The sequence below is a fragment of the Curtobacterium sp. VKM Ac-2922 genome, from assembly GCF_022815645.1.
Lineage (GTDB): Bacteria > Actinomycetota > Actinomycetes > Actinomycetales > Microbacteriaceae > Curtobacterium.
Window position 1 is genome coordinate 41,955 of the sequence record NZ_JALGRO010000016.1, and the last position, 22,288, is coordinate 64,242.

The 22,288-nt window shown below is 71.9% G+C and carries 21 protein-coding genes; 3 read left to right on the forward strand and 18 right to left on the reverse strand.

Translation table 11 applies throughout. The annotated features are described in order from the left end of the window. Positions 1-7: 7 nt before the first annotated feature. The 5 genes from MT346_RS16605 to MT346_RS16625 form a co-directional block, all read right to left on the reverse strand. Complete coding sequence (locus MT346_RS16605; protein WP_243564201.1) at positions 8-1,024, reverse strand: LacI family DNA-binding transcriptional regulator; 1,017 nt, start codon at positions 1,022-1,024, stop codon at positions 8-10. Continuing rightward, positions 1,021-1,671: a 2'-5' RNA ligase family protein gene (locus MT346_RS16610; protein WP_243564202.1), complete on the reverse strand. Its 651-nt coding sequence runs from the start codon at positions 1,669-1,671 to the stop codon at positions 1,021-1,023. The genes MT346_RS16605 and MT346_RS16610 overlap by 4 nt, the downstream gene beginning before the upstream one ends. 199 nt (positions 1,672-1,870) lie before the next feature. Beyond that, positions 1,871-2,884, reverse strand: a complete 1,014-nt coding sequence (locus tag MT346_RS16615; RefSeq protein ID WP_243564203.1) for a LacI family DNA-binding transcriptional regulator — start codon at positions 2,882-2,884, stop codon at positions 1,871-1,873. Positions 2,885-2,952: 68 nt separating this feature from the next. After that, on the reverse strand, positions 2,953-3,753 hold the full coding sequence (locus tag MT346_RS16620) for an alpha/beta hydrolase (protein ID WP_243564204.1): 801 nt from the start codon (positions 3,751-3,753) through the stop codon (positions 2,953-2,955). Between the two features lie 2 nt (positions 3,754-3,755). Next, on the reverse strand, positions 3,756-4,283 hold the full coding sequence (locus MT346_RS16625; protein ID WP_279397183.1) for a phenolic acid decarboxylase: 528 nt from the start codon (positions 4,281-4,283) through the stop codon (positions 3,756-3,758). Between the two features lie 76 nt (positions 4,284-4,359). Here MT346_RS16625 and MT346_RS16630 point away from each other — a divergent pair, with 76 nt between their 5' ends. Both MT346_RS16630 and MT346_RS16635 read left to right on the forward strand, forming a co-directional pair. Beyond that, entirely contained in the window at positions 4,360-4,821 is a 462-nt protein-coding gene (locus MT346_RS16630; RefSeq protein ID WP_243564205.1) for a MarR family winged helix-turn-helix transcriptional regulator, read from the forward strand. Between the two features lie 231 nt (positions 4,822-5,052). Continuing rightward, entirely contained in the window at positions 5,053-6,597 is a 1,545-nt protein-coding gene (locus tag MT346_RS16635) for an alpha-L-fucosidase (RefSeq protein ID WP_243564206.1), read from the forward strand. Positions 6,598-6,656: 59 nt separating this feature from the next. On the opposite strand, the gene MT346_RS16640 is transcribed toward MT346_RS16635, so the two are convergent. The 7 genes from MT346_RS16640 to MT346_RS16670 form a co-directional block, all read right to left on the reverse strand. After that, positions 6,657-8,951 (reverse strand): FdhF/YdeP family oxidoreductase, encoded by a 2,295-nt coding sequence (locus MT346_RS16640; RefSeq protein ID WP_243564207.1) that lies wholly within the window; start codon positions 8,949-8,951, stop codon positions 6,657-6,659. Then, positions 8,948-9,847 (reverse strand): formate dehydrogenase accessory sulfurtransferase FdhD, encoded by a 900-nt coding sequence (gene fdhD / locus MT346_RS16645; protein ID WP_243564208.1) that lies wholly within the window; start codon positions 9,845-9,847, stop codon positions 8,948-8,950. The genes MT346_RS16640 and fdhD overlap by 4 nt, the downstream gene beginning before the upstream one ends. Before the next feature lie 58 nt (positions 9,848-9,905). After that, positions 9,906-11,099: a molybdopterin molybdotransferase MoeA gene (locus MT346_RS16650; RefSeq protein ID WP_243564209.1), complete on the reverse strand. Its 1,194-nt coding sequence runs from the start codon at positions 11,097-11,099 to the stop codon at positions 9,906-9,908. Continuing rightward, positions 11,096-11,368: a DUF6457 domain-containing protein gene (locus MT346_RS16655; protein ID WP_243564210.1), complete on the reverse strand. Its 273-nt coding sequence runs from the start codon at positions 11,366-11,368 to the stop codon at positions 11,096-11,098. Before MT346_RS16655 ends, MT346_RS16650 begins: the two co-directional genes overlap by 4 nt. 4 nt (positions 11,369-11,372) lie before the next feature. Then, on the reverse strand, positions 11,373-11,975 hold the full coding sequence (locus MT346_RS16660) for a molybdenum cofactor guanylyltransferase (RefSeq protein WP_243564211.1): 603 nt from the start codon (positions 11,973-11,975) through the stop codon (positions 11,373-11,375). Positions 11,976-12,287: 312 nt separating this feature from the next. After that, on the reverse strand, positions 12,288-13,406 hold the full coding sequence (locus MT346_RS16665) for a HAMP domain-containing sensor histidine kinase (RefSeq protein WP_243564212.1): 1,119 nt from the start codon (positions 13,404-13,406) through the stop codon (positions 12,288-12,290). Then, positions 13,403-14,077, reverse strand: coding sequence for a response regulator transcription factor (locus MT346_RS16670; protein ID WP_243564213.1), 675 nt, complete (start codon positions 14,075-14,077; stop codon positions 13,403-13,405). The genes MT346_RS16665 and MT346_RS16670 overlap by 4 nt, the downstream gene beginning before the upstream one ends. Between MT346_RS16670 and MT346_RS16675 the strand changes: the two genes are divergently transcribed. Then, positions 14,076-15,356, forward strand: coding sequence for an acyltransferase (locus tag MT346_RS16675; RefSeq protein WP_243564214.1), 1,281 nt, complete (start codon positions 14,076-14,078; stop codon positions 15,354-15,356). The two genes, MT346_RS16670 and MT346_RS16675, sit on opposite strands and share 2 nt — an antisense overlap. A gap of 65 nt (positions 15,357-15,421) precedes the next feature. Here the strand turns inward: MT346_RS16675 and MT346_RS16680 are convergent, their stop codons facing one another. The 6 genes from MT346_RS16680 to MT346_RS16705 all read right to left on the reverse strand — a co-directional run bounded on the left by MT346_RS16680 (position 15,422) and on the right by MT346_RS16705 (position 22,175). Beyond that, positions 15,422-15,619, reverse strand: coding sequence for a LacI family DNA-binding transcriptional regulator (locus MT346_RS16680; RefSeq protein ID WP_308221918.1), 198 nt, complete (start codon positions 15,617-15,619; stop codon positions 15,422-15,424). 14 nt (positions 15,620-15,633) lie between these two features. Then, positions 15,634-16,653 (reverse strand): LacI family DNA-binding transcriptional regulator, encoded by a 1,020-nt coding sequence (locus MT346_RS16685; protein ID WP_243564215.1) that lies wholly within the window; start codon positions 16,651-16,653, stop codon positions 15,634-15,636. A gap of 35 nt (positions 16,654-16,688) precedes the next feature. Continuing rightward, positions 16,689-17,537: a carbohydrate ABC transporter permease gene (locus MT346_RS16690; protein ID WP_243564216.1), complete on the reverse strand. Its 849-nt coding sequence runs from the start codon at positions 17,535-17,537 to the stop codon at positions 16,689-16,691. Next, the gene (locus tag MT346_RS16695; RefSeq protein ID WP_243564217.1) at positions 17,534-18,487 is read right to left on the reverse strand and encodes a carbohydrate ABC transporter permease; all 954 of its coding nucleotides are present in this window, start codon (positions 18,485-18,487) and stop codon (positions 17,534-17,536) included. The genes MT346_RS16690 and MT346_RS16695 overlap by 4 nt, the downstream gene beginning before the upstream one ends. Before the next feature lie 107 nt (positions 18,488-18,594). Further along, positions 18,595-19,911, reverse strand: a complete 1,317-nt coding sequence (locus MT346_RS16700; RefSeq protein ID WP_243564218.1) for an ABC transporter substrate-binding protein — start codon at positions 19,909-19,911, stop codon at positions 18,595-18,597. Positions 19,912-20,012: 101 nt separating this feature from the next. Further along, positions 20,013-22,175: a glycoside hydrolase family 36 protein gene (locus MT346_RS16705; protein WP_243564219.1), complete on the reverse strand. Its 2,163-nt coding sequence runs from the start codon at positions 22,173-22,175 to the stop codon at positions 20,013-20,015. Positions 22,176-22,288: the final 113 nt, after the last annotated feature.

Consider the following 22,288-nt stretch of genomic DNA (forward strand, 5'->3'; position numbering starts at 1 on the left):
GACGGGCTCAGGCCCGTGCCGCTGCCAGCAGCGGCACGCTCGAGCCCCGCGGCTGCAGCGCCGTCGGCAGGACCTCGTGCCGGTCGACCCGCCGCCCGCGCAACTGCTCCACGACGAGCTCGACGACGCGGGCACCCATCCGTCGCCGGGGCTGGTCGACGGTCGTCAGGTCGAGTCGCGCCGCCAGGGCCGTGCCGTCGAACCCGGTCACGGCGGCCAGTCGCGGCAGGTCGAGCCCGGCGTCGTGCGCGGCACCGAGCAACCGAGCGGCGGTCGAGTCGTTCGCGGCGACGAACGCGGTCGCGCCCTGGTCCAGGTGGCGGGCGATCCGTCCGGGGTCGACGACCAGCGCGTCGACGTCGTCGGTCCGCACCGCACCGAGCGCCCCGAGCCGTCCGGCGACCTCGGCGTGCACGAGCGCGCGACGCGTGGTGGACGGGTGGCCGGACTCCGCGACGAAGCAGGTGCGGACGTGCCCGAGCGACGCCAGGTGCAGCAGCAGCCCGCGCATGCCCGTCTCCTCGTCGGCGCTGACCGTGTCCACGCCGGTGCCCCGGGCCCGGACCGCGCCGGAGCCGAGGACGGCGACCGGCAGGTCCGCGGCGACCGCCGCCAGCCGTACCGGGTCGAGTCGGCTGCTGACCACCGCGACCCCGAGGACACCGTCGGCCGACCCGTGGCAGGCGTGCAGAGCCTCCAGTCCGGCGGCCAGCCGGAGGTCGTCGCGGAAGCCGTCCACGACGCGCAGGTCGAAGCCGAGGGTCGCCGCGGTCGCGTGCGCACTCGCCAGGACCTCGGCGTGGAAGGGGTTCGCGGCCTCGGTGACGAGCACCCCGATGACCAGCGGCCCGTCGTCGGCGCGGCGGCGCGCGAGGTCGCCGACCGGCAGACCCAGGGCGTCAGCTGCACGCACCGCATCTGCCCGTCGGCGCGCGGACACGCCGTCGTCGCCGCGCAGGGCGAGGGACACCAGCGAACGGGACATCCCGGTCGCGCTGGCGACGTCCGCCAACGTGACGGTCACGCCAGCGTCCAGGTGCGGACGTGCTCCCACGTCATGGTGTGCCACCAGCGACCGCTCCAGTCCGGGCTGGCCGTGCGGTACAGCACCACCGTGTCGCCGCGGAAGCCGGACGGCACGTCGACGCCGAGGTCGCGGATGAACGCGCCGACCTCGTCGTGCAGGTCCGGCCGGCCGTACAGGTCGTGCGAGGCGAGCGACAGGTGCCCGCGCCAGTGCTCCGGGTCGTAGTCGTTCGACAGCGGCGAGTGCATCGGCACGCGGAACGGGGCCACCGCGGCATCGACGTCCGCGGCCAGGCGCACGAAGTCCTGGTTCACCGAGCCGTCCGGGCGCTCGGCGACGTCGTACACGTAGCCGATGCCCTGCTCGCGGACGCCGGCGTTGTGCACGTCGAACGCCGGCCGGTCCCGCAACAGGGTGGTCAGGGCGGCCTCGACGTCGGCGATGTCGCCGCCGAAGGGCTGGCTGCCGACCAGGGTGGCGTGGGGCGGGAACGCGCCGGCGGACACCAGGCCGTACTGGGCGCGGAGCTGGTCGGTGACCACCGTGACCGCCCGGCACGTGCGGGCGTCGGGGCGCAGGTAGACGCCGTAGCGGTAGGGGTCGCCCGCGTCGAGGGGGCGCTTGGCAGGGTGCGTGTGGGACATGGTCTCCGTCCGGTGGCCGGTCTGTGGGCCGTCGCGTGAGATAGGGAACGTTCCCTATCGTGCTCGGGATGCGCGCGGGTCGCATCCGTCTGGACGGCGACGCCCCGGTGAACGGCGGGTGACGTGGCGCGCTCCGCGCCGGACGGGAGGCCCGGTGCCAGCCCGCCACGGGCCTCCTGTCCGGCGCGCCGAGCGCTGGTCAGCGCCGCGCGAGCGTGCGGCCGGCGACCAGGGCGCCGTCGATCGCGGTGTGGGTCGCGCTCGAGGTCCGGCCGTCGATCTGGTCGACGACGTCGTCCACCGAGAGCGCGCCGATCACGCCCAGGGGCTGCCGCCACGACGTGATGCCGAGCAGTTCCGTGGCGTACGGCAGGATCCCGTCGTACCCGGTGACCGACAGGTCGGCCGGCGCCTGGAGCCCCCGTCGGCGCATCGCCTCGAGCACCCCGACGGCCCACAGGTCGCTCGGCGCCATGACCGCCGTGACGCCCCCGGCCTGCAGCAGCTGGTCAATGAACGAGTCCAGGGAACGAGGGTCGGCGCCGTGGTCCTCGGAGCGGATGCGCAGCACGTCGACACCGCGGGCGCGGAGCCGCCGCACCATCGCATCGGTCCGTGCGGACTGGGTCAACGAGCCGGACGGCGACACCGTCAGCACCGCGACGCGCTCGTGCCCGAGGTCCGCGACCCGGTCGGCCAGCGCCCGCCCGCCGCCGCGTTCGTCGCAGTACACGCTGCTGACCGACTCGTCGCGCTCCGGGCGCCCCGCGACCACGGTCGGGATGCGGCGCGCGAACGGCAGCACGTCCTCGACGGGCAGAGCCCCACTGCAGACGATCAAGCCCTCGACGCGCAGTGACACCAGGGTCTCGAGGGCGCGGCGTTCCTCGGCGATCGGGAACGAACCGGCACCCGTTGCCGTGACGACCCGGTAGCCACGCTCGGCTGCGCGCAGCTGGAACGCGGTCAGCAGGTGCCCGTAGAACGGCGTCGAGGCGTCGCGGACGAACGCGCCGAGCGTGTGCGTCCGGTGCGCCGACATGCCCCGGGCGTTCGCGTTCGCCACGTAGCCCAGGTCGATGGCGGCCTGTTTCACGCGGTCGACGGTCGCGGGCGCCACGCCGTACGCCCCGGCGAGCGCGCGTGACACGACGGACTTCGAGACGCCGGCGGCTGCGGCGACGTCGAGGATCGTCGGGACCGCGCTGCTCACCGCGTGGGCCGTCGTCTGGTCATGCCCTCACGCTAGCGGCGACTCGTCGCGGCCGGGGTCGATCGCGGTCAGAGTCCGGTGAACGCCAGGAGTCGACGGAGCAGGTCCTGACGGAGCGGGACTGACGACCAGCCGTGGTCGGCGCCCTGGACGGAGACGAACGTCGCACCGGGCAGCAGTTCGCCGTAGCGCTGGCCGTACTCGACGGGGACGATCGTGTCGGCCGTGCCGTGCACGACCATCGCCGGCCCGCGGTAGCCCACAGCGACACCGTACGGGTCGAGCCCCGCCTGGACCTCGTCGATGAACGCCGGCCCGAGTGCGGTGCCGCCGAAGTCGAACCAGCCGCGCTGGCGGACCGGGGCGATGGGCTGGCCCATGATCGCGTCGTGCACGGTGATGTCGTCGATCACGACACCGGCGGGCGACCACAGTGTCAGGGACCGGACCAGGTCGGGCACGCCGGCCGCGGCCATCGCCGACTCGACCGCACCCAGGCTGTGCGCGACGACGTGCACCGGCGCCCCGGCGTCGGCGGCGAGCTGCTGGACCATGGCGGTGACCTGGGCGACCTCGTCCCCGATGGTGATCCGGGCGAAGTCCCCGTCACTGACACCGTGCCCGAGCCGGGAGTACGAGCGCACCCCGACGCCACGCTCGGCCAGGACACGCGCAGTCTGCACGAACAGCTGGCGCGCACCGGTGTCGGTGTCGCCGAACCCGTGCACGAGCAGGACAGCCGGGGCGCCGGGTCGGACCCCGCCGTACTCCCAGCCACGCAACAGTCGGCCGCGGTGGTCGAGGGTGATCGCGGTGGTCGGGACGCTGCCGGTGTCAGCGCCGGTCCCCGGCTCGAGCAGGTCGGCCATGGTCAGTTGCTCCGGTCGGCGAAGCCCGCGGGCAGGTCGGCGGGCGCGGTGTCGATCACGGTCTCGTCGTCCTGACCGACGTGCTCGAACAGCGTGATGTGCGCGAACTCCGGCACGACGTAGATCGGGTACGTCGGACCCTGGTCGCGGTACTCCCGCATCCGGTCCAGGTGGTCGTTCTGGAACAGCACCGTCTTGCTGCCGTCCTGCTCCACCCAGTGCGGGAAGAAGATCGTGCCGTGCAGCACGCGCTCGCCGGGGACGACGTTCACGACGACGCTGGTGCCGGTGGGCTCGTTCCACGACACCTTGTAGACACCCTCGGTCAGGACGACCAGGTCGACCTGCTGGTCCTTGACCCAGCGGCCGCCGACCATGCCGGTGTGGATGCGGTAGTCGATCGTGGTGGCGTTCTTGACGTACATCTCGTACTGCCAGCCGTTGGCGTAGGTGTAGATGAACCGGTGTCCGACGATGCCGGAGAGGTCCTGGGTCGGGACGGGGTGCGCAACGCTCGTGGTGATGTCCATGCATCTGAGTTTGCCGTCGAATTGCGTTTGTTGCAAGCGTAGTTCGACGACAACTGCCCGTGAGTACGCTGACCGGATGACCCCGCGCACGCCCGACCCCGACCTGCCCCTGGCGGCGCGGCTGCTCAGCGCGGAGATCGGGCCGCTCCGTCGGGCGCTCCTGACCACGGCGCGGAGGAGCGGAGCACTGCCCGAGATCCCCGACGCGCAGATCGAGGTGCTGCGTCGCCTGGACGAGGACGGCTGGTCCAGCCCGACACAACTCGGTCGGACCCTGGGCCTGGCTCGCTCCACGGTGAGCAACCTCGTCGCCGCGATGCAGCGCGACGGCCTGGTCGAACGACGCCTGGCCGCAGGCGACGGGCGGAGCACCGAGGTCGGACTGACCGAACTGGCCCGCGAGCGCCTGACGGTCTACGACGCCGCCGCCGAGCGCGTGCTCGTCGCGGCGATCGGCAGTCTGCCCGTCGAGGCCCAGCACGCCCTGGCCGCCGCCGTGCCCCACCTGGGCGACCTGCGACGCGCGCTGGAGACCTGACGCGGCCACGCGCAGTCGAGCCCCGCCGAGTCTCGGCCCCGCGGACAGATCGCGCCCGTCGCACGCCGCATCCTGTCCGCCCGGCCGAGACTCGCCGCTGGCCGCGGCGTCGGGACACCGGCGCTGGCCGCGGCGGGGCTGCCGCGCGCGACCGGGTGACAGCGAGCACCGCGCAGACATAGGATGTCTGTGCTCGCGGCATCGGCGCCGCGCAACCGATCGGAGCACCTCGTGCACGAACCGCTGACCCCGCTCGACCCGACCTCGCTGCCCGCACCCGTCGACGTGTCGGACAACACCGCCGCCCTCGCGGAGGTCGACGCCGTGATCGACGCAGGACCCTTCGACGCCACGTGGGAGTCCCTGCAGCAGTACCGCACGCCGCTCTGGTACCAGGACGCCAAGTTCGGGATCTTCATCCACTGGGGCGTCTTCTCGGTACCGGCGTTCCGGAACGAGTGGTACTCCCGCGACATGTACCGCGCCGGCACCCCCGAGTACGAGCACCACGTCGCGACCTACGGGCCGCAGGACACCTTCGGCTACAAGGACTTCATCCCGTCGTTCACGATGGAGCACTTCGACGCGGCCGAGTGGGTACGGGTCTTCCGCCAGGCCGGTGCGCAGTTCGTCGTCCCGGTCGCCGAGCACCACGACGGCTTCGCGATGTACGACACCGCCCGGTCGCGGTGGAACGCGGCGCAGCTCGGCCCGCGGCGTGACGTGCTGGGCGAGCTCCTCGGCGCCGCGGACGACGCCTGGATGGTCCGTGGGGCATCGTCGCACCGTGCCGAGCACTGGTTCTTCATGAACGGCGGCACGAAGTTCCCCTCCGACGTGCTGGACCCGGCGTACGCCGACTTCTACGGCCCGGCGCAGCGCGAGGAGACGGCGCCGAACGAGCGCTTCCTGGAGGACTGGCTGCTGCGCACCGTCGAGCTCATCGACCGGTACCGCCCGCAGGTGCTGTGGTTCGACTGGTGGATCGAGCAGCCCGCGTTCCAGCCGTACGTCCGACGTCTGGCCGCGTACTACTACAACCGTGCGGCCGAGTGGGGTCGCGAGGTCGTCATCAACTACAAGTGGGAGACCTTCGCCCCGGGCAGCGCCGTGTACGACATCGAGCGCGGCGCGATGGGCAGCACGCCGGAGATGGTCTGGCAGAACGACACCGCGATCTCGAAGACCGCCTGGAGCTGGGTCGAGGGGCACGACTACAAGACCACGCGCGACCTGGTCGCCGAGCTGGTCGACGTCGTCGCGAAGAACGGCGTGCTGCTGCTCAACACCGGTCCGAAGTCCGACGGCACCCTGCCCGAGGACGAGGTGCGCGTGCTGCAGGGCATCGGCACCTGGCTCGCGCGCAACGGCGAGGCGATCTACGGCACCCGACCGTGGACGATCTCCGGCGAGGGCCCGACGACACGTCCGGCGGGGTCGTTCGTCGATGCCGAGGCGATCGCGTACACCGCTCAGGACGTCCGCTTCACCGTGCGCCACGACGTCACCGGCCAGGCCGTCTACGCCACGCTGCTCGACGACCCGACGGACGGCACCGCGGTGATCCGGGCGCTCGGGTCGGCCTCCGGCCTGCTCGGCAGCGCGATCCGGTCCGTGGCCGTCCTGGGGCACGATGGTGACGTCGCGTGGGAGCAGCGCCCCGATGGGCTCGTGGTGCAGCTCGACGGCATCGAGAGCGTCGACTCCGGACCGGTGGTCCGGGTCCGGCTCGCGCCGACCGTGGTTCCGGAGCGGACCGACTTCCTGCACCAGTGACCGGGAGGTGACCCGACGACGGACGGGAGGCCCGTGGCGACGTCGCCACGGGCCTCCCGTCAGGCCGCCGTGGGCGTCAGCCGGACCGGCACCGCCTTGGACACCGGGGTGTTGCTGCCCTTGGCAGCGCTGTCGAGCGGGACGAGCACGTTCGCCTCGGGGAAGTAGGCGGCCGCACAGCCGCGCGCGCTCGGGTACTCCACCACGCGCCAGCCGCGCAGCACGCGCTCCAGGTCGTCGTGCCAGACGGTCGTGATGTCGACGTGCTGGCCGTCGGTCAGGCCCAGCTCGGCCAGGTCGAGCGGGTTGACGAACACGACCTGCCGGCCCTTCTTGATGCCGCGGTAGCGGTCGTTCAGGCTGTAGATCGTGGTGTTGTACTGGTCGTGCGAGCGCAGCGTCTGCAGCAGCAGCGTGCCCTCGGGGCGCTCGACGTGCTCGAGCTCGTTGACCGTGATCATCGCCTTGCCGGTCTCGGTCGCGAACGTGCGCGAGTCGCGCGGGCCGTTCGGCAGGACGAAGCCCTCCTTGCTGCCGGCGCGGCGGGAGTAGTCGTCGAACCCGGGCACGACACGGCTGATGTGGTCGCGGACGACCCCGTAGTCGGCCTGCATCGCGGACCAGTCGATCGCCACACGGTCGCCGAGCGTGGCGCGGGCGAGCTCGCAGACGATCGCCACCTCGGACAGCAGCCCCGGAGCGACCGGGGGCACCTGGCCGTGGCTGCCGTGCACGGAGCAGACGGTGTCCTCGACCGAGACGAACTGCGGCCCGGACGCCTGCACGTCGATCTCGGTACGGCCCATCGTCGGCAGGATCAGCGCCTCGTCGCCGACGACCGCGTGCGAGCGGTTGAGCTTCGTCGACACCTGCACGGTCATCTCGGTGCCGCGGAACGCCGCCTCGGCCAGCTGCGTGTCCGAGATCGCGGCGACGAGGTTGCCGCCCATGCCCATCCAGAACTTGACCTCGCCGCGCTGCATCGCCTGGATGCCCTTGAGCGCGTCGACACCGTGCTCGCGCGGGGGCTCGAAGTGGAACTCCTTGCCGAGGGCGTCGAGGAACGAGTCCGGCATCTGCTCCCAGATGCCCATCGTGCGGTCACCCTGCACGTTGCTGTGGCCGCGGATGGGCGAGGCGCCGGCACCGGGACGCCCGATGTTCCCGCGCAGCAGCAGCAGGTTGATGATCTCCTTGATCGTGTCGACGGCCTTGGTGTGCTGGGTGATGCCCATCGCCCACGTGATGATCGTCCGGTTCGACCGGATGTAGCGGTCGGCGACCTCGTCGATCTCTTCGACGGTCAGGCCGGTCGCACGGACCACCTCGTCGTCGTCGACCTGCAGCGCGTGCTCGACGAACGCGTCGTAGCCGCTGGTGTGCTCGGCGATGAAGGCGTGGTCGACGACCGTGCCCGGTGCGGCGAGCTCGGCCTGGATGACGCGCTTGGACATCGCCTGCAGCAGGGCCATGTCGCCGCCCAGGCGGATCTGCAGGAACTGGTCGGCGATCTCGGTGCCGTGGCCGACGACCCCGCGGACCTTCTGCGGGTTCTTGTAGCGGCGCAGGCCGGCCTCGGGCAGCGGGTTCACCGCGACGATCGAGGCGCCGTTCTGCTTGGCGTCCTCGAGCGCGGTGAGCATGCGGGGGTGGTTCGTCCCCGGGTTCTGGCCCATCACGATGATGAGCTCGGTCTCCTCGAAGTCGTCGTACGCGATCGTCGACTTGCCGATGCCGACGACCTCGGCCATCGCCAGGCTCGTCGACTCGTGGCACATGTTCGAGCAGTCCGGCAGGTTGTTGGTGCCGAAGGCCCGGACGAACAGCTGGTAGACGAAGGCCGCCTCGTTCGAGGTGCGACCGGACGTGTAGAACGACGCCTGGTCGGGGCTGTCCAGGCCGGTGAGCTTCGCCGCGATCAGCTCGAACGCCTTCTGCCAGCTGACGGGCTCGTAGTGGTCCGACCCGGCGGGCTTCCACACGGGCTCGGTCAGACGGCCCTGCATGCCCAACCAGTACTCGGTCTTGTCGAGCAGGTCGGTGATCGAGTGCTCCGACCAGAACGTGCGCGGCACCAGCACCGGCGTGGCCTCCCACACGACCGCCTTGCCGCCGTTCTCGCAGAACTCGGCGACCTTGCGCTTGTCCGGGTCGGGCCAGGCGCAGCTCATGCAGTCGAACCCACCCTTCTGGTTCAGCGAGGTCATGAGCTTGAGCGTGCGGGCGACGCCGAGCTGCTCGATCGCCGGGCCCATCGAGTGCAGCACACCGGGGACGCCGGCCGCCCACTCCTTCGGTTCGCCGACGGTGATGTCGGCGTCGGTCACGTCGGCGACGGGGGGCTTCTCGGTCATGATGCGCTCACTGTCTCGGTCGCGTGATGTGGCTCGGTCGCGTGGTGGGTCTCGTCCGCGGCGGTCGCCTCGGTGATGCGGTCGGGTCGGCTGTAGACGACCATGCTCTGGCCCCGCAGGAACCCGACGATCGTCACACCCACCTCGGTCGCCAGGTCGACGGCCAGCGAGGACGGCGCCGACACCGCCGCCATGACGGGGATGCCAGCCATCGACGCCTTCTGTGTCAGTTCGAAGCTGGCACGACCGGAGACCATGAGCACCATGCCGGTCAGCGGCAGCAGGTCCTCCTTGACCGCCCACCCGATGACCTTGTCGACGGCGTTGTGGCGGCCGACGTCCTCGCGCAGCACGAGCATGCGACCCGTCCGTCCGTCGAACAGTGCCGCGGCGTGCAGCCCGCCGGTCTTCTCGAACACGGCCTGCTCGGCGCGCAGCACGTCGGGGAACGTCGCCAGCAGGGCCGGGTCCACCACCAGGTCGTCGTGCAGGACGGCGTGCTGGGACTTCGTGCGGACGGCGTCGATGCTGGCCTTGCCGCACAGCCCGCACGAGCTGGTCGTGTAGAACGCGCGCTCCAGGCTGGGGTCGGGCGCGGGCACACCGGCGGCCAGGGTGACGTCGAGCACGTTGTAGGTGTTGAGCCCCTCGTCCGTCGCACCCGCGCAGTACCGGGCCGCGGCGAAGTCGTCGCCCTGCGCGATGACCCCCTCGCTGACCAGGAACCCGGCGGCCAGGTCGAAGTCGTGCCCGGGTGTCCGCATGGTGATCGCGAGCGCCGAGCCCCCAACGCGGATCTCGAGTGGCTCCTCGACCGCCAGGACGTCGTCGCGCACGGCCCTCGAGGTCCCGACGGTGACGCGGGTGACACGCTTGCGCGCGGTGATCCGGTTCATGGGTCGGGTCTACCACCCGCGGGGGCGCTGACCAAGGGCGACCCTCAGCCGACGCGCATCACGACCAGGGCAGCCGCAGCGTCGGGACCACGTCGCCCGCGCTCGCGCCGCCGGTCGGCACCACCATGAGCCCGTCCGCATCGGCGAGTCCCCGCAGCATCGCCGACGTCTGGCGGTTCGCCGGGACGGCGCGGTGGTCACGGTCGTCGCCGTCGGGGTGGTCGTCGAGCACGTACGCCAGCACCAGCGCGCCCGGCCGGTCGTTCGGCACGTCGACCGCCAGGCGCACCGTCGACGTCGGCGCCGGCGGACGCCCCAGCAGCCCCGCCACCAGGGGCTCGCCGAGCAGCACGGCCCCGACCATGGCGGCCATCGGGTTGCCGGGCAGACACAGGTACAGGGTGTCGTCGCGGCGCGCCAACAGCATCGGGCGACCGGGGCGCACCTCGACCCGGTCGAGCAGCAGCTGCGCGCCGATCGCATCGAGGGCCCCGCGCACGTGGTCGGTCGACGAGCCCGCCGTCCCGCCGGTCGTCACGACCAGTCGGGCGCCGGTGCCGGCGAGCGCAGCCGTCGTCGCGGCGCGGTCGTCGGGCACCCGCACGGCCCCGACCGGGTCGGCGCCGAACGAGCGCAGGATCCCGGGCAGCGTGTGCGTGAACACGTCCCGCACCTGCCCGGGCTGCGGGACACCGGCGCCGACGATCTCGTCGCCGAGCACCGCGACCCGCACGGTCGGCGCCGGGGCCAGGGACACCCGGTCGACACCGGAGGCCGCGGCGAGCGCTGCCCGCGGCGGGGTCAGCACGCTGCCTGCTCGCACCAGCAGGTCGCCGAGCGTCACCTCTTCGCCCGCGGGTCGGATGTGCCGTCGGGTCGACACGGTGTCCTGCACGAGCCGGCCGGTGTCGTCGACGTGGGCGTCCTCGGACCGCACGACGCTCGTCGTGCCGGGTGGGACGGGCGCCCCGGTGGTGACGGGGCGGGCGTGCCCGGGCTCGAGGGTCCGGGTCGACGGAGCCGCACCGGCGACGATCGCCGCACCGAGCCTCCAGGGTGGGGCGCCCGCGACGGCCCAGCCGTCCATCGCCGCGCCGTCGTGTGCCGGCACGGCACCGGGTGCCCGCACGTCGGCGGCGAGGGTCCGGCCCAGGCTGGCGACCAGGTCGAGCGTGACGGGCGCGCCGGTCAGCAGGCTGCCCTGGCGATGTGCCTCGTCGCGTGCCGCCGACCACGACAGGTGCGACGTCACTGCGCGGTGTCGCCGTCCGTGCCGTGGGCGAGCGCCCTGTCGGTCGCGGTCCGGGCTGCGTCGGTGACGTCCGCCGGGGCGCCTCCACGCAGGCCGGCGGCGTAGCCGACCAGGAACGTGGTGAGCGGTGCAGCGGGTCGGGCGACCCCGTGTGCGGCGTCGCGGGCCAGGTCGAGCACGACGTCGAGGTCGAGTTCGAAGCCGTCGGGCAGCGCGAGTGCCTCGGCGAGCTCGGCCGTCCACGCGGTCAGGACGTCGTTGGTGGTCATGGGTTCAGTCAAGCAGCCGGTCGGCGTCCTCGGCGCTGTCGATGTCCGCGCACAGCACCGAGGGCAGCACGACCTCGACCAGGTCGAGCGCTGCCAGCAGTCGTCGCATGGACAGGTCCTCGAGCGTGCCCGACGTCGCACGGAGCCGGTCGAGGGCGTCGCGGAGCGCTGCCGTGCGGTACAGCGCGAGCAGGGGTTGGCGGCGGCCGGCCTGGTCGACGGCGATGAGACCGTCGTGTGGGGCGTGCCGCTCGGGCGCCGCGAGCAGCGCGGCCGCCGCCTGCTGCGGGCGGACGAGGTCGCAGGCCAGGACGAGGGTGAACGGCGCGGAGCCCGGGAGCGCTCCGAGGCCGGCATCGAGCGCTGCGACCGGGCCGGCGAAGGGCGGGTCCTCACGGGCACGGATGACGTGGTCGGGTGCGGCCCGTCCGTGGCGCAGGCCGACCACCACGACGTGGGTCGCACCGTCGGCCGCGGCGAGCGCGTGGTCGAACAGGGTGGTGCCGCCCGTCACGAGCGCCGTCTTGTCGACGCCGCCGAGCCGGGAGGCCCGTCCCCCGGCCAGCAGGACCGCGTCATGGGGCAGGGCGGTGGCGTCGTCGACCATGCTCCGCACCCTACGCGGGAGCGTTCGGTTCCCGCGGGCAGCGTCGCCGGGCGCGCGCTGGACCACCGCGGCCCCGCCGTGTTGTCGGCAGCGGGGAACGCGGCGTCTCCAGCTCGTGCTCCCGCGTGGGCCACGACCACGTGCTGCGCCAGCGATGGCCGATCCGGTCGAAGATCCTCGGGGATCGTGCACCAGATCGGCCAGCCGCGCGATCGCGATCCCGGTCCGGGTGGGCGGCTGCGCGCGATGACGGACGGTCGGCGCTCGGCAGCCACGGCGTCCACATCGCTGTGGCGGACGACGTCGTCCGCCCTACGTGGAAGCGTCGCCGCCCTGGTCGTGGGCGGCGAAGCGGACCGCAACGACCAGCCCGCCCCCGTCCCGCGCGGCCACCGTGAGCTCCGCCCCGTGCGCCGTCGCGATGCTCTGCACGAGCGCGAGCCCGAGCCCGTGCCCGCTGCCGGCGCTGCGCGTCCGCTGCATCCGGTGGAACGGCTCGACCAGTCGGGGGACCTCGGCGGCGGGGATGACCGGGCCGGTGTTCTCCACGGTCAGCTGCACGCCGTCAGAGTCGTCCACCGTGACCACGACCCAGCCGTCCCGGTGGTTGTGCACGATCGCGTTCCGGACCAGGTTCGCGACGAGTTGCCGGACCAGGGCACGCGATCCGAGCACGACGCCCTCGTCGAGCGCCACCCGCACCGCGACGCCCGCGGCGGTGAGCGCCGGCGCCTCTGCCTGCACCACTGCCGCGACCTCGGTGCGCAGTGAGACGGGATGGGTCTCGGTGTCCGGAGCGCCACGGGCCAGATCGAGCAGCGCGTTCGTGATCGCGGTCATCTGGTCGGCCGTCGTCGCGACCCGGGTCAACGTCCGGATCGTGTCCGGCTCGGTCGCGGTCCGCAGTGCCACCTGCGCCATCGTCTTGATCGTCGCCAGCGGTGTCCGCAGCTCGTGCGCGGCGCTCGCGGCGAACCGGCCGCGCGCCGTCATCGACGCCTCGAGCCGGTCGAGCATCGCGTTGATCGTCGCGCCCAGGTCGTGGATCTCGTCGTGCGCGCCCGACACGGTGATCCGGGCGTCGAGGTTCGTCTCGTCCAACAGCTCCGCGGTGCGGACGACGTCCTGCAGCGGTCGGAGCAGCCGTCCTGCGACGACCCAGCTCACGACACCGCCGATGCCGCCGACCACCAGCAGTGCCGGGACGGCAACGATCACGAACAACCGCAGCACGTCGGCGCGGTCGTGCACCGTGTACAGGTCGCCGCCGGTTCTGCCGTACGGGAAGGGCCCGGCGGTGAAGGCGTACCCGGGGACGATGGCGAGCACCGCGAACACCACGGCCAGCAGGGAGGCGCCGGTGAGCAGGATCAGCAGCGTGTAGGTCAGTGTCAGACGCAGGCGGATGGACAGGCGCCGGGGGCGGTTCACACGCCCGCCCGGTCCGGATCGACGACGTATCCGACGCCCGGCACGGTGTGCAGGACGGCGGGGTCGCCGAGCTTCTTGCGGAGCGTCGAGATCGTGATGCGGACGGCGTTGGTGAACGGGTCGGCGGACTCGTCCCACCCCTTCTCGAGCAGCTGCTCGGCGCTGACGACGCCGCCCTCGGCCCGCAGCAACAGCTCGAGCACGGCGAACTCCTTGCGACTGAGGTGCAGGTAGCGACCCGCACGGTAGGCCTCACGGCGGAAGGGGTCGAGCCGCACGTCGCCGGACTCCAGCACGGGCGGCAGTGCGGGACGGCTCCGACGGTTCAGCGCGCGGATCCGGGCGATGAGCTCCTCGAGCTCGAACGGCTTGCCGAGGTAGTCGTCCGCCCCGAGCTGCAGGCCCGCCACCCGGTCCGACAGCTCGGCGGCGGCCGTCAACATGAGGATGCGCGGCGAGGTGGGGTCCGCCACGAGGGCCCGGCACACATCGTCACCGTGCAGCACCGGCAGGTCGCGGTCGAGCACCACCACGTCGTAGTCGTTGATCGAGACCAGCTCGAGCGCGCGTTCGCCGTCGCCGGCGACGTCAGCGGCGATGGCCTCGAGCCGCAGCGCGGTCTGGACGGCCTCGGCGAGGAACACCTCGTCCTCGACGATGAGCACCCGCATGAGCCACCTCCTGGTCAGTTCGCTCAGTCCACCACACCGCGGGTACGGCCAGCGTCTGCGATTCGCCGGACGCTGCCCGAACACCGCGCTCGGTCTCATGGACTCCGATGCGGCACCCGCCGCGGATCGGACCACCATGACGACGAACGTCTCCCCAGCTCCCCGGGACTCTCACCTGCCGTCCCTGACCGGGCTGCGGTGGATCGCCGCGGGGACGGTCTTCGCCTTCCACCTGACGACCGTCGGCTTCTTCACCGGGAAGGCGGCGACCCTGCTGAGCGGACTGGCCGGAGCCGGCGCCACGGGCGTGTCCCTGTTCTTCATGCTGTCCGGGTTCGTCCTCGCGTGGACCGACGCGCCGGGGACCGGTCCGCTGCGGTTCTGGCGTCGCCGGATCGCACGCGTGGTGCCGCTGCACCTGGTCACCGTGGCGCTCGCCCTGGTCGTGGCGGCGACCCTCGTGCCGAGCATCGCGACCCTGAGCGCCAGGGCCCTGGTGGCGAACGTCCTGCTCGTGAGCGCCTGGCATGCACCGTGGTGGCAGGCAGGCAACCCGGTGTCGTGGTCGTTGGTGTGCGAGGCCTTCTTCTACGCCGTGTTCCCGTTCCTGATGGTGCCGCTGCGCCGAGCTCCCGCGTGGGCGCTGTGGACCGTCGGCGCGCTCGCCCTGGCCGCGGTGCTGCTCGTGCCGACGTCGCTGCACCTGCTGCCTGGCGACCTGTCCACCGACACGTGGCCGCCGGCGCGGTTCCCGGAGTTCGTGCTCGGCGTCGTCGGTGCGTGTCTGGTGCGCTCCGGCGCGTGGCGGGGACCGCGCCTGCCCGTGCCGCTCACCCTGACCGTGCTCGGGTTCGCCGTGGCGAACCTGCTGCGGAGCACGCCGCTCGCCCTCACCGGGTACACGGCGATCGGGTTCGCGCTGCTGCTGCCCGCGCTCGCTCGGTGGGACCGCGAGCGCCGGCCGTCCGTGCTCGCCTCACCGCTGCTGGTGGGCCTCGGTGAACGCTCGTTCGCCTTCTACCTGGTGCACGTGCTCGTGCTGCAGAGCGTGCTGGCGTCGCTCCCCGCAGCGGCGACCCGCACCGCTCCGGAGAACGCGCTGGTGGCCGCAGCGGCGTTCGTCACCGCCCTCGGACTCGCCAGCGTGCTGCACGTGCTGATCGAGGTGGCGGCACGCCAGGTGATCGCGGGGTCCGGCCGGACGGGACCGCAGCGGAGGAGCCGTGTCGGACTCGCAGGTCGGACGGACGTCCCGATGCCGACGACACCGACCCGGTGACGCGCAGCCGGTCGGCGAGAACCATGCGGCGGTGATGGTCATGTGCGAGCAACGGCGGCGATCGCTCAGCGCTTCGTGAGCCGACCCAACCGCTCGGCCTCGACGTTGCGCTCGTACCCCAGGTACGCGATGACGGCCAGCACCCGCTGCCGGGTGACGGGCGCGACGGTCGTGGGCGTGTTCAGCACCCGCGACACCGTCTGGTGCGACACCCCCGCCACGGTCGCCACGTCGTAGATCGTGGGACGTCCGGAGTCGATCACGGCGGCGGATCGGTTCAGTCCGACGCGGCCGGGGCAGCGGTGCTCTCGCGGATCAGCACCGGGGGGTCGACGGTCTCGAGCGCGAGCGGGGCGGCACCGGTCAGCAGTGCGTCGAGCTGCGCCATCCCGTGGCGTCCGAGCTCGGCGAAGTCCTGCCGCGCGGTGGTCAGCGACGGCACGAACATCGCGGCGAGCGGGTGGTCGTCGAACCCGGCCACGCTGACGTCGGCCGGCACGCGCTTGCCCGCGTCGTGCAGCCCGCGGATGAGTCCCATCGCGGTCTCGTCGTTGCCGCACAGCACCGCTGTGACGTCGGGTTCGGCGGCCATGACACGGCCGACCTCGTAGGCGCTGCGCGGGTCCCACGACACGTCGCGGACCGGCGGCAGGACGGCACCCGCCTCGAGCAACGCACGGCGCCAACCCGAGGTACGACCGTCCTCCTTCCCCGAGGGCGGGACGCGGACGTGGTGCACGGTCCGGTGCCCGAGTCCGAGCAGGTGCCGGGTGAGCGCGGCGGCCGCGTGCGACTCGTCGAGGACCGCCTGGGGCACCCCGCTCTCGGGCACCCCGGACAGCGCCACGACCGGGATGTGCGGTTGGAGCGCGGCCAGGGCGGCGACGCCGGGCGGGTCGAACTTCAGCACGACGACCCCGGCCGGCGACTGGCGCAGCACGGCGTCGGTCGCCGCGGTGACGTCGGCGTCGCCGACGGTCTCGACGACCACGATGAAGCTCAGGAAGCCCGCGGTGCGTGCGGCTTCCTCGACCCCGCGGATCGCCTCGGCGTACCCGTAGCGCGAGGTGTTGCCCGCGACGATCCCGATGACGTTCGACCGCCTGGACGCCAGGGCCTGCGCCGCGGCACTCGGCCGGTACCCCAGGCTCGCGATGGCGTCGAGCACTCGGCGGTGGCGTTCCTCGCTGACCTTCGCCGCCCCGGTGAGCACGCGGGAGACCGTGGGGACGGAGACGCCGGCGAGCTTCGCCACGTCGCTGATCGTCACTGGCTTGTCGCGGCGTGGCGGGGTCATCGTGCCATCACGATACGACCTGCCGACGACCACGCTCACTTGACCGCGCCGCTGGTGATCCCGGCGATGATCTTCCGCTGCATCACCACGAAGGTGACCAGCAGCGGCAGGCTCATCAGGATGATGTAGGCGAAGATCAGGTGCCAGTTCTGCAGGTACAGCCCGCTCGACGCCACCTGGTACAGGTTGAGCGGCAGGGTGTCGAGCCGCCCGCCCACGACGAACAGGGCGTAGAAGACGTCGTTCCAGATGTACAGGCAGATCAGGATCGTCGCCGTGGCCAGCGTCGGGCCGAGCAGCGGCAGGATGATCCGGACGAACACCCGCACGGGCCCGGCACCGTCGACGCGCGCGGCCTCCTCGAGCTCGACCGGGATGGTGCGGACGAACCCGGTGACGAAGAAGATCACCGTCGACAGGTACATGCCCATGTAGACACCGATCATGCCGACCGCGGTGCCGGCCAGGCCGAGCTGGCGGAGCAGCAGCACGATCGTCACGACGGCCGGCGGCAGCACGATGCCGCTGATGCCGAGCGCGTAGACGACCGACACCAGCCGGCTCTTGCGGCGGGCGAGCACCCACGACGCCATCGAGCCGAGCACCAGCACGCCGATCACTGACGGCACCATGACGAGCATGCTGCCCAGGAACGCGGGCACCATGCGGCCCTGGCTGAGCACGGTGCCGAAGTTCTGCAGCAGCTGCCAGTGGCTCGGCAGCGACAGGTTCGGGTCGAGCGCCTCGGCCTGGGTCTTGCCGGCGGTCACGACGACCATCCAGAACGGCACGCCGAGCAGCACGACGACGAGCAGGAGCGCGACCACGGGCTGCACCCATCGGATGCGGGGACGACGTCGGAGCGGGAACTGGGCGACGGTCATGAGAGCACGTCCTCTCGCTTGCGCAGGAAGTAGATGACGGGGAAGGCGAGCAGGGTGACCATCACGAACAGCGACAGGCTCATCGTGGTGGCCTGGGCGAAGAGCCCCTGCCCGAAGGTGCGGAAGATGAAGATGTTGAGCAGCTCGGTGGTGCCGCCGGGACCTCCGGCGGTGGTGGCCTGCACGATGTCGAAGCCGTTCATCGACCCGAGCAGTGCCGTCGCGACGTTGAACGTCACGGCCGGCGCGAGCAGCGGGAAGCGGATGGACCGGAAGGTGCTCCACCAGCCGGACCCGTCGATCCGCGCGGCCTCGAGCACGTCGCCGGGGATGGTCTTCAGCCCGGCCAGGTAGATGAGCATCGACAGCCCCATCCACTTCCACGCGTGGATGAGCGCGACGACCAGCAGCGTCCAGGTGGTGCTGCCGAGCCAGGCGATCGACACCTCGTGACCGAGCAGTGTGCCGAGGATCGCGTTGAGGCCACCCGTCGGCTTGAGCAGCGCCTGGAAGATGTACCCGACGGCCAGCGCGGACATCACGACCGGCACGAAGAACGCCGTGCGGGCGATGCGGTTGACCCGGGTGTCGGCTTCGAGCACGAGCGCCAGCACCAGTCCGAACAGGTTCTGGAAGACCGCGACGAGCACGGCGTAGACCAGCGTGGTGCGCAGGTCGGCGATGAGCGTGCCGTTCTGGAACAGCGCCGCGAAGTTGTCACCGCCGACGAACGCGATGTCGCTGTGGAAGCTCGACCAGTTCGTGAACGCGTAGACGAAGTTGAACAGCGTCGGGATGAAGAAGAACACCACCAGGACCACGAGCGCGGGCACCAGGAACCACAGGGGGTGGTCCTGCCGGCGGGCGCGGCCCGGCGTCGGGACGCGGGTGCTGGTCGGCGGCTCCGGCCGGGACGGCCGGGTCCGCCGGGGGGTGAGCTGTGCGGTCATGAGGGTCCTCTGGTGCTGGTGGTGCGCTCGTGGGGTGGGCGGCTGTCGGACGGGAGGCTCGGTGCGGGACCGCCACGAGCCTCCCGTCGGTCGTCAGCCGGCTGGGCTCAGAAGCCCTTGGCGCCCTGCGCCTTGGCGAGCTGCGCGAACTGCTGCTGCGTCGCCTGGGTGACCTGGTCCGGGGTCTTGGTGCCCTGGATCATGTCGGCCAGGTAGATGTACAGGTCGGGGTTCGCGATCGCCTCGGCCTGCATCGACCCGACGGCGTCCGGCACCGCTGCTGCGGCGTCCTTCAGCGCGGTCGGGACGGTCGACGGGGTGTCGACGCCCTTCTCGATGGACACCGTCGCCTGGTCCTTCACGAATCCGGCGTAGCCCTTGCCCATCCAGTACGACAGGAACTGGCGCGACGCGGCTTCCTGCTTGTCGTTGCCGGTCTTGAAGGCCACCAGCGCGTTGCTCTGGTCCGGGATGAAGGTGCCGACGTTGCCGGACGGCGAGATCGGGAAGAAGCCGATCTTGCTGTTGAGCTCGCTGGTGTTGGCCAGCGTCTGCAGCTGGTTGAAGTACGAGTTGACCTGGATGACCATGCCCGCGTCGCCGGCCAGCAACGCCTTGCCCTGGTCCTCGAACGTGGCGGTCTTGATGTCGCTGTTGAACATGCCCTGCTTGATCAGGTCGTCGTAGTTGTCGACGGCCTTCTGCACGGTCGCGTCGGTGAACTTCGTCGAGCCGTCGTTGATGCCCTTCCACAGGCCCCGCTTGGCGGCGTCGGCGAGCTGGACCTGCACCCACCACTGGGTGGCCCACTTGTCGCCGCCCATCTCGAAGAACGGCGTGACGCCCTTGCTCTTCAGGGTCTTCGCGTCGGCCAGGAACGCGTCCCAGTCCTTCGGCGTCGAGGTGATGCCGGCCTTCGCCAGGACGTCCTTGTTGTAGTAGACGCCCTCGACCGCGGGGGTGCTGACGAGTGCGGCGTACCGGGTGCCGTCGAGCTTGCCGGTGATGTCGGCCAGGTTGGCGGTGTACTTCGACGTCCACGGGGCGCCGGTCAGCGGCTGCAGGTTCTGCTTCGCGTTGAGCGAGGTGAGCTCGGACGCGGTGGGCTGCCAGAACGCCAGATCGGGCTTGTCCCCTGTGGCGACCTTGGTCTGGACACCCTGCTCGTACGGATCGGGGATGGTGACGACCTTGACGGTCGCGCCCGTGGCCTTCTCGAAGCCGCTGATCACCGACGCGGGGGTCTTGTTCGAGTTCTGCGCCGCCCAGATGGTCAGCGTGGTGCCCTTCAGGTCGGCGGTCTGGCTCGGCCAGGTGACCGAGCCGGAGCCCGTCGTCGTGCCGGATCCGGGGTCGCTGCAACCGGTGAGGAGGGCAGCGGTCACGGCGGCGACGGCGACGGCGCCCTTCCATGCGTGCTTCATGTTCGTCCTTGGTGTGAGGTGTGCGGGAGGTGTTCGGGGTGTCTGTCGTGCTGGGGGTGTTCGGTCGTGCTCGGGTGTTCGGTCGTGCTCGTGGTGGTTCCTCAGTCCGACGGCGCCGTCGGCGTGAGGGTGAGGGTCCGCGCCGTCGGGGGTGTGACGGTGGAGCGGACCGACAGGGTGCCGGTGGTGGCATCCCACGCGGCCTGCCACGTCGGCAGGTCGCGCGGGAAGATCGTGGTGACCCGCAGGTCGCGCCCCGCGAGCTCGGGGAAGCGCAGCTCGGTCTCGCCGACGCCGGTTCCGCGGTCCCAGACGGACACGACGGTCCGGTCGGGCGCGTGCCGGGCGGCGGCGACCCAGCGGTCGGTCCAGCCGGGCAGTCCGAGTGGCCAGGCGGGCGTGCCGTCGGCCAGGTCGCGGTGCAGGTCGCGGGCGGTGCTGACGGCCTGGCACACCAGGTCGAGCTGGTCGTCGGTCATGCGGTCGAGGTGCCCGGACAGGTAGAACCGTCCGGACAGCCCCGTCACCAGCGTGAACGCGTTCTGCTCGTCGGTCAGGTCGGGCTGCGGGTAGGCCCAGTTCGCCGCCTGTTCGGGCAGCATCGACAGCCCGGCGGACGCGGCGATCGGCGGGTAGCGCATCGGGTCCTGCTGGTCGGACGTCGACTGCAGCTGCGTGCGGGACAGCAGCGCGGCGTCCATCCGCATCGCCCCCGACGAGCAGTTCTCGAGCACGAGCGTCGGGTGCCGCTCGATGACCTCGTCGAGCCAGGCCTGGTGCGCCCGGTTGTGCTCGAGCAGGCCCATCCCGACGCTGTCCGCGTCGCGGTCGGTGCCCGGGCCGCCGTCGATGTTGTAGTCGAGCTTGAAGAACCCGATGCCGAAGTCCTGCACGAGCCGGTCGACGACGGCGTCCAAGTGTGCCCGAGCGGCGGGGTGCCGCAGGTCCAGGTGGAACCGGCGGTGCTCCTCGACCCGCTGGCCACGGCGCTGCAGGAAGGCCTCGGGCGGCAGGGTGTCGGCGACGGGGCTGTCCACCCCGACGACCTCGGGCTCGAGCCACAGCCCGGGCGTCATGCCGGCGGCCCGGATGGCGTCGCTGACCTCGGCCAGGCCGTTCGGGAAGCGCGTGGTCGACGGCTGCCAGGCCCCGACCGTGTCCCACCAGTCCGGGGCGTCGGAGTACCAGCCGGCGTCGATGCAGAACGTGTCGGCGCCCACGCGAGCCGCTGCAGCGACGAGCGGCAGCAGCTTCGCGGTGGTCGGGTCGCCGTCGAGCGTGTTCATGTAGTCGTTGAACACGATGCTCGGCCGGGTGTTGTCCGGGTGTGCGACACGGTTCCGTCGGCGCGCACCCGTCAGGGCAGCGACCGCCGTCGGCAGGTCCGCGCCGAGGGTCACGGTGACCGGCACGGTGGTGAACGTCTCGTCCGGCGCCAGGGCGAGCGACCACTGGTGATCGCGGTCGGTGGGCCCGGACAGCGCGAGGTAGCAGTCGTCGATGTGCTGGCCGACCTCCCAGCGCCACGGTCCGTTGTGCTCGATCTCCCACAGCCAGGTCAGGCCAGGCGACGACAGCGCCGCGACGGGCAGGTCCCCGCCGGTCGACCAGGTGCCGACTGCCGTGCGGACGACGGCGGAGCGCGGGGTGTTGCCGGTGAGTGACTCGTGCAGGTCCGGCAGCAGGTCGCCACGGAGCGGGGTCGTGGACCAGCGCCCCTCGCCCAGCCAGTCGTTCGTGCCCGCGACGAGCGACCAGTCCGCGGCGTCGAGTACCCGAGCCGTCGACGCGGTGCTGGCGGCCGGTCGTCCGACGCCGCTCACCCAGCTGGTCACGGCGGTCAGCACCAGCGGCGCGCTGCCGGTGTTGTGCACGGTCGACACGACCCGGACGGCGCCGTCGGCCGCGCGCAGGACGACCTCGACCGACACCGCTCGGGGGCCCGGTGCCGTGGCCAGCTGCAGCACCAGGGTGTCGCCGGCCTGTCGCTCGTCCTCGATCGCGTGCGACCGGTAACGGAGCGCCGCGCCGATCGAGGTCTGCACCAGACGGTCGTTCGCGAGCGTGTGACCGAGCCCGACGGCCAGGACCTCGACGAGCGGCACGCCGTCACCCAGGCACGCATCGGCTGCGACGCCGACGAACCGGGTCAGCCGCAGCGGGCTGTCCTCGTCGTGGCGGAACTGCAGGTGGACCCCCGGTGGCGTCCAGTCGATGTGTGGCAACGCTGCCTCCTCGTCGTGCGGGTCCGTCGTCGGGCCCACAGCGGCGATGGTAGCGGTTTCAGAGCGCCGCGCAAGCGATTTCGTGAAATCGCTATCAAGTCATTCGTTTCCTGAACACTTGCGGATCACCCTCTTGTTGAAATCGCTTTCAC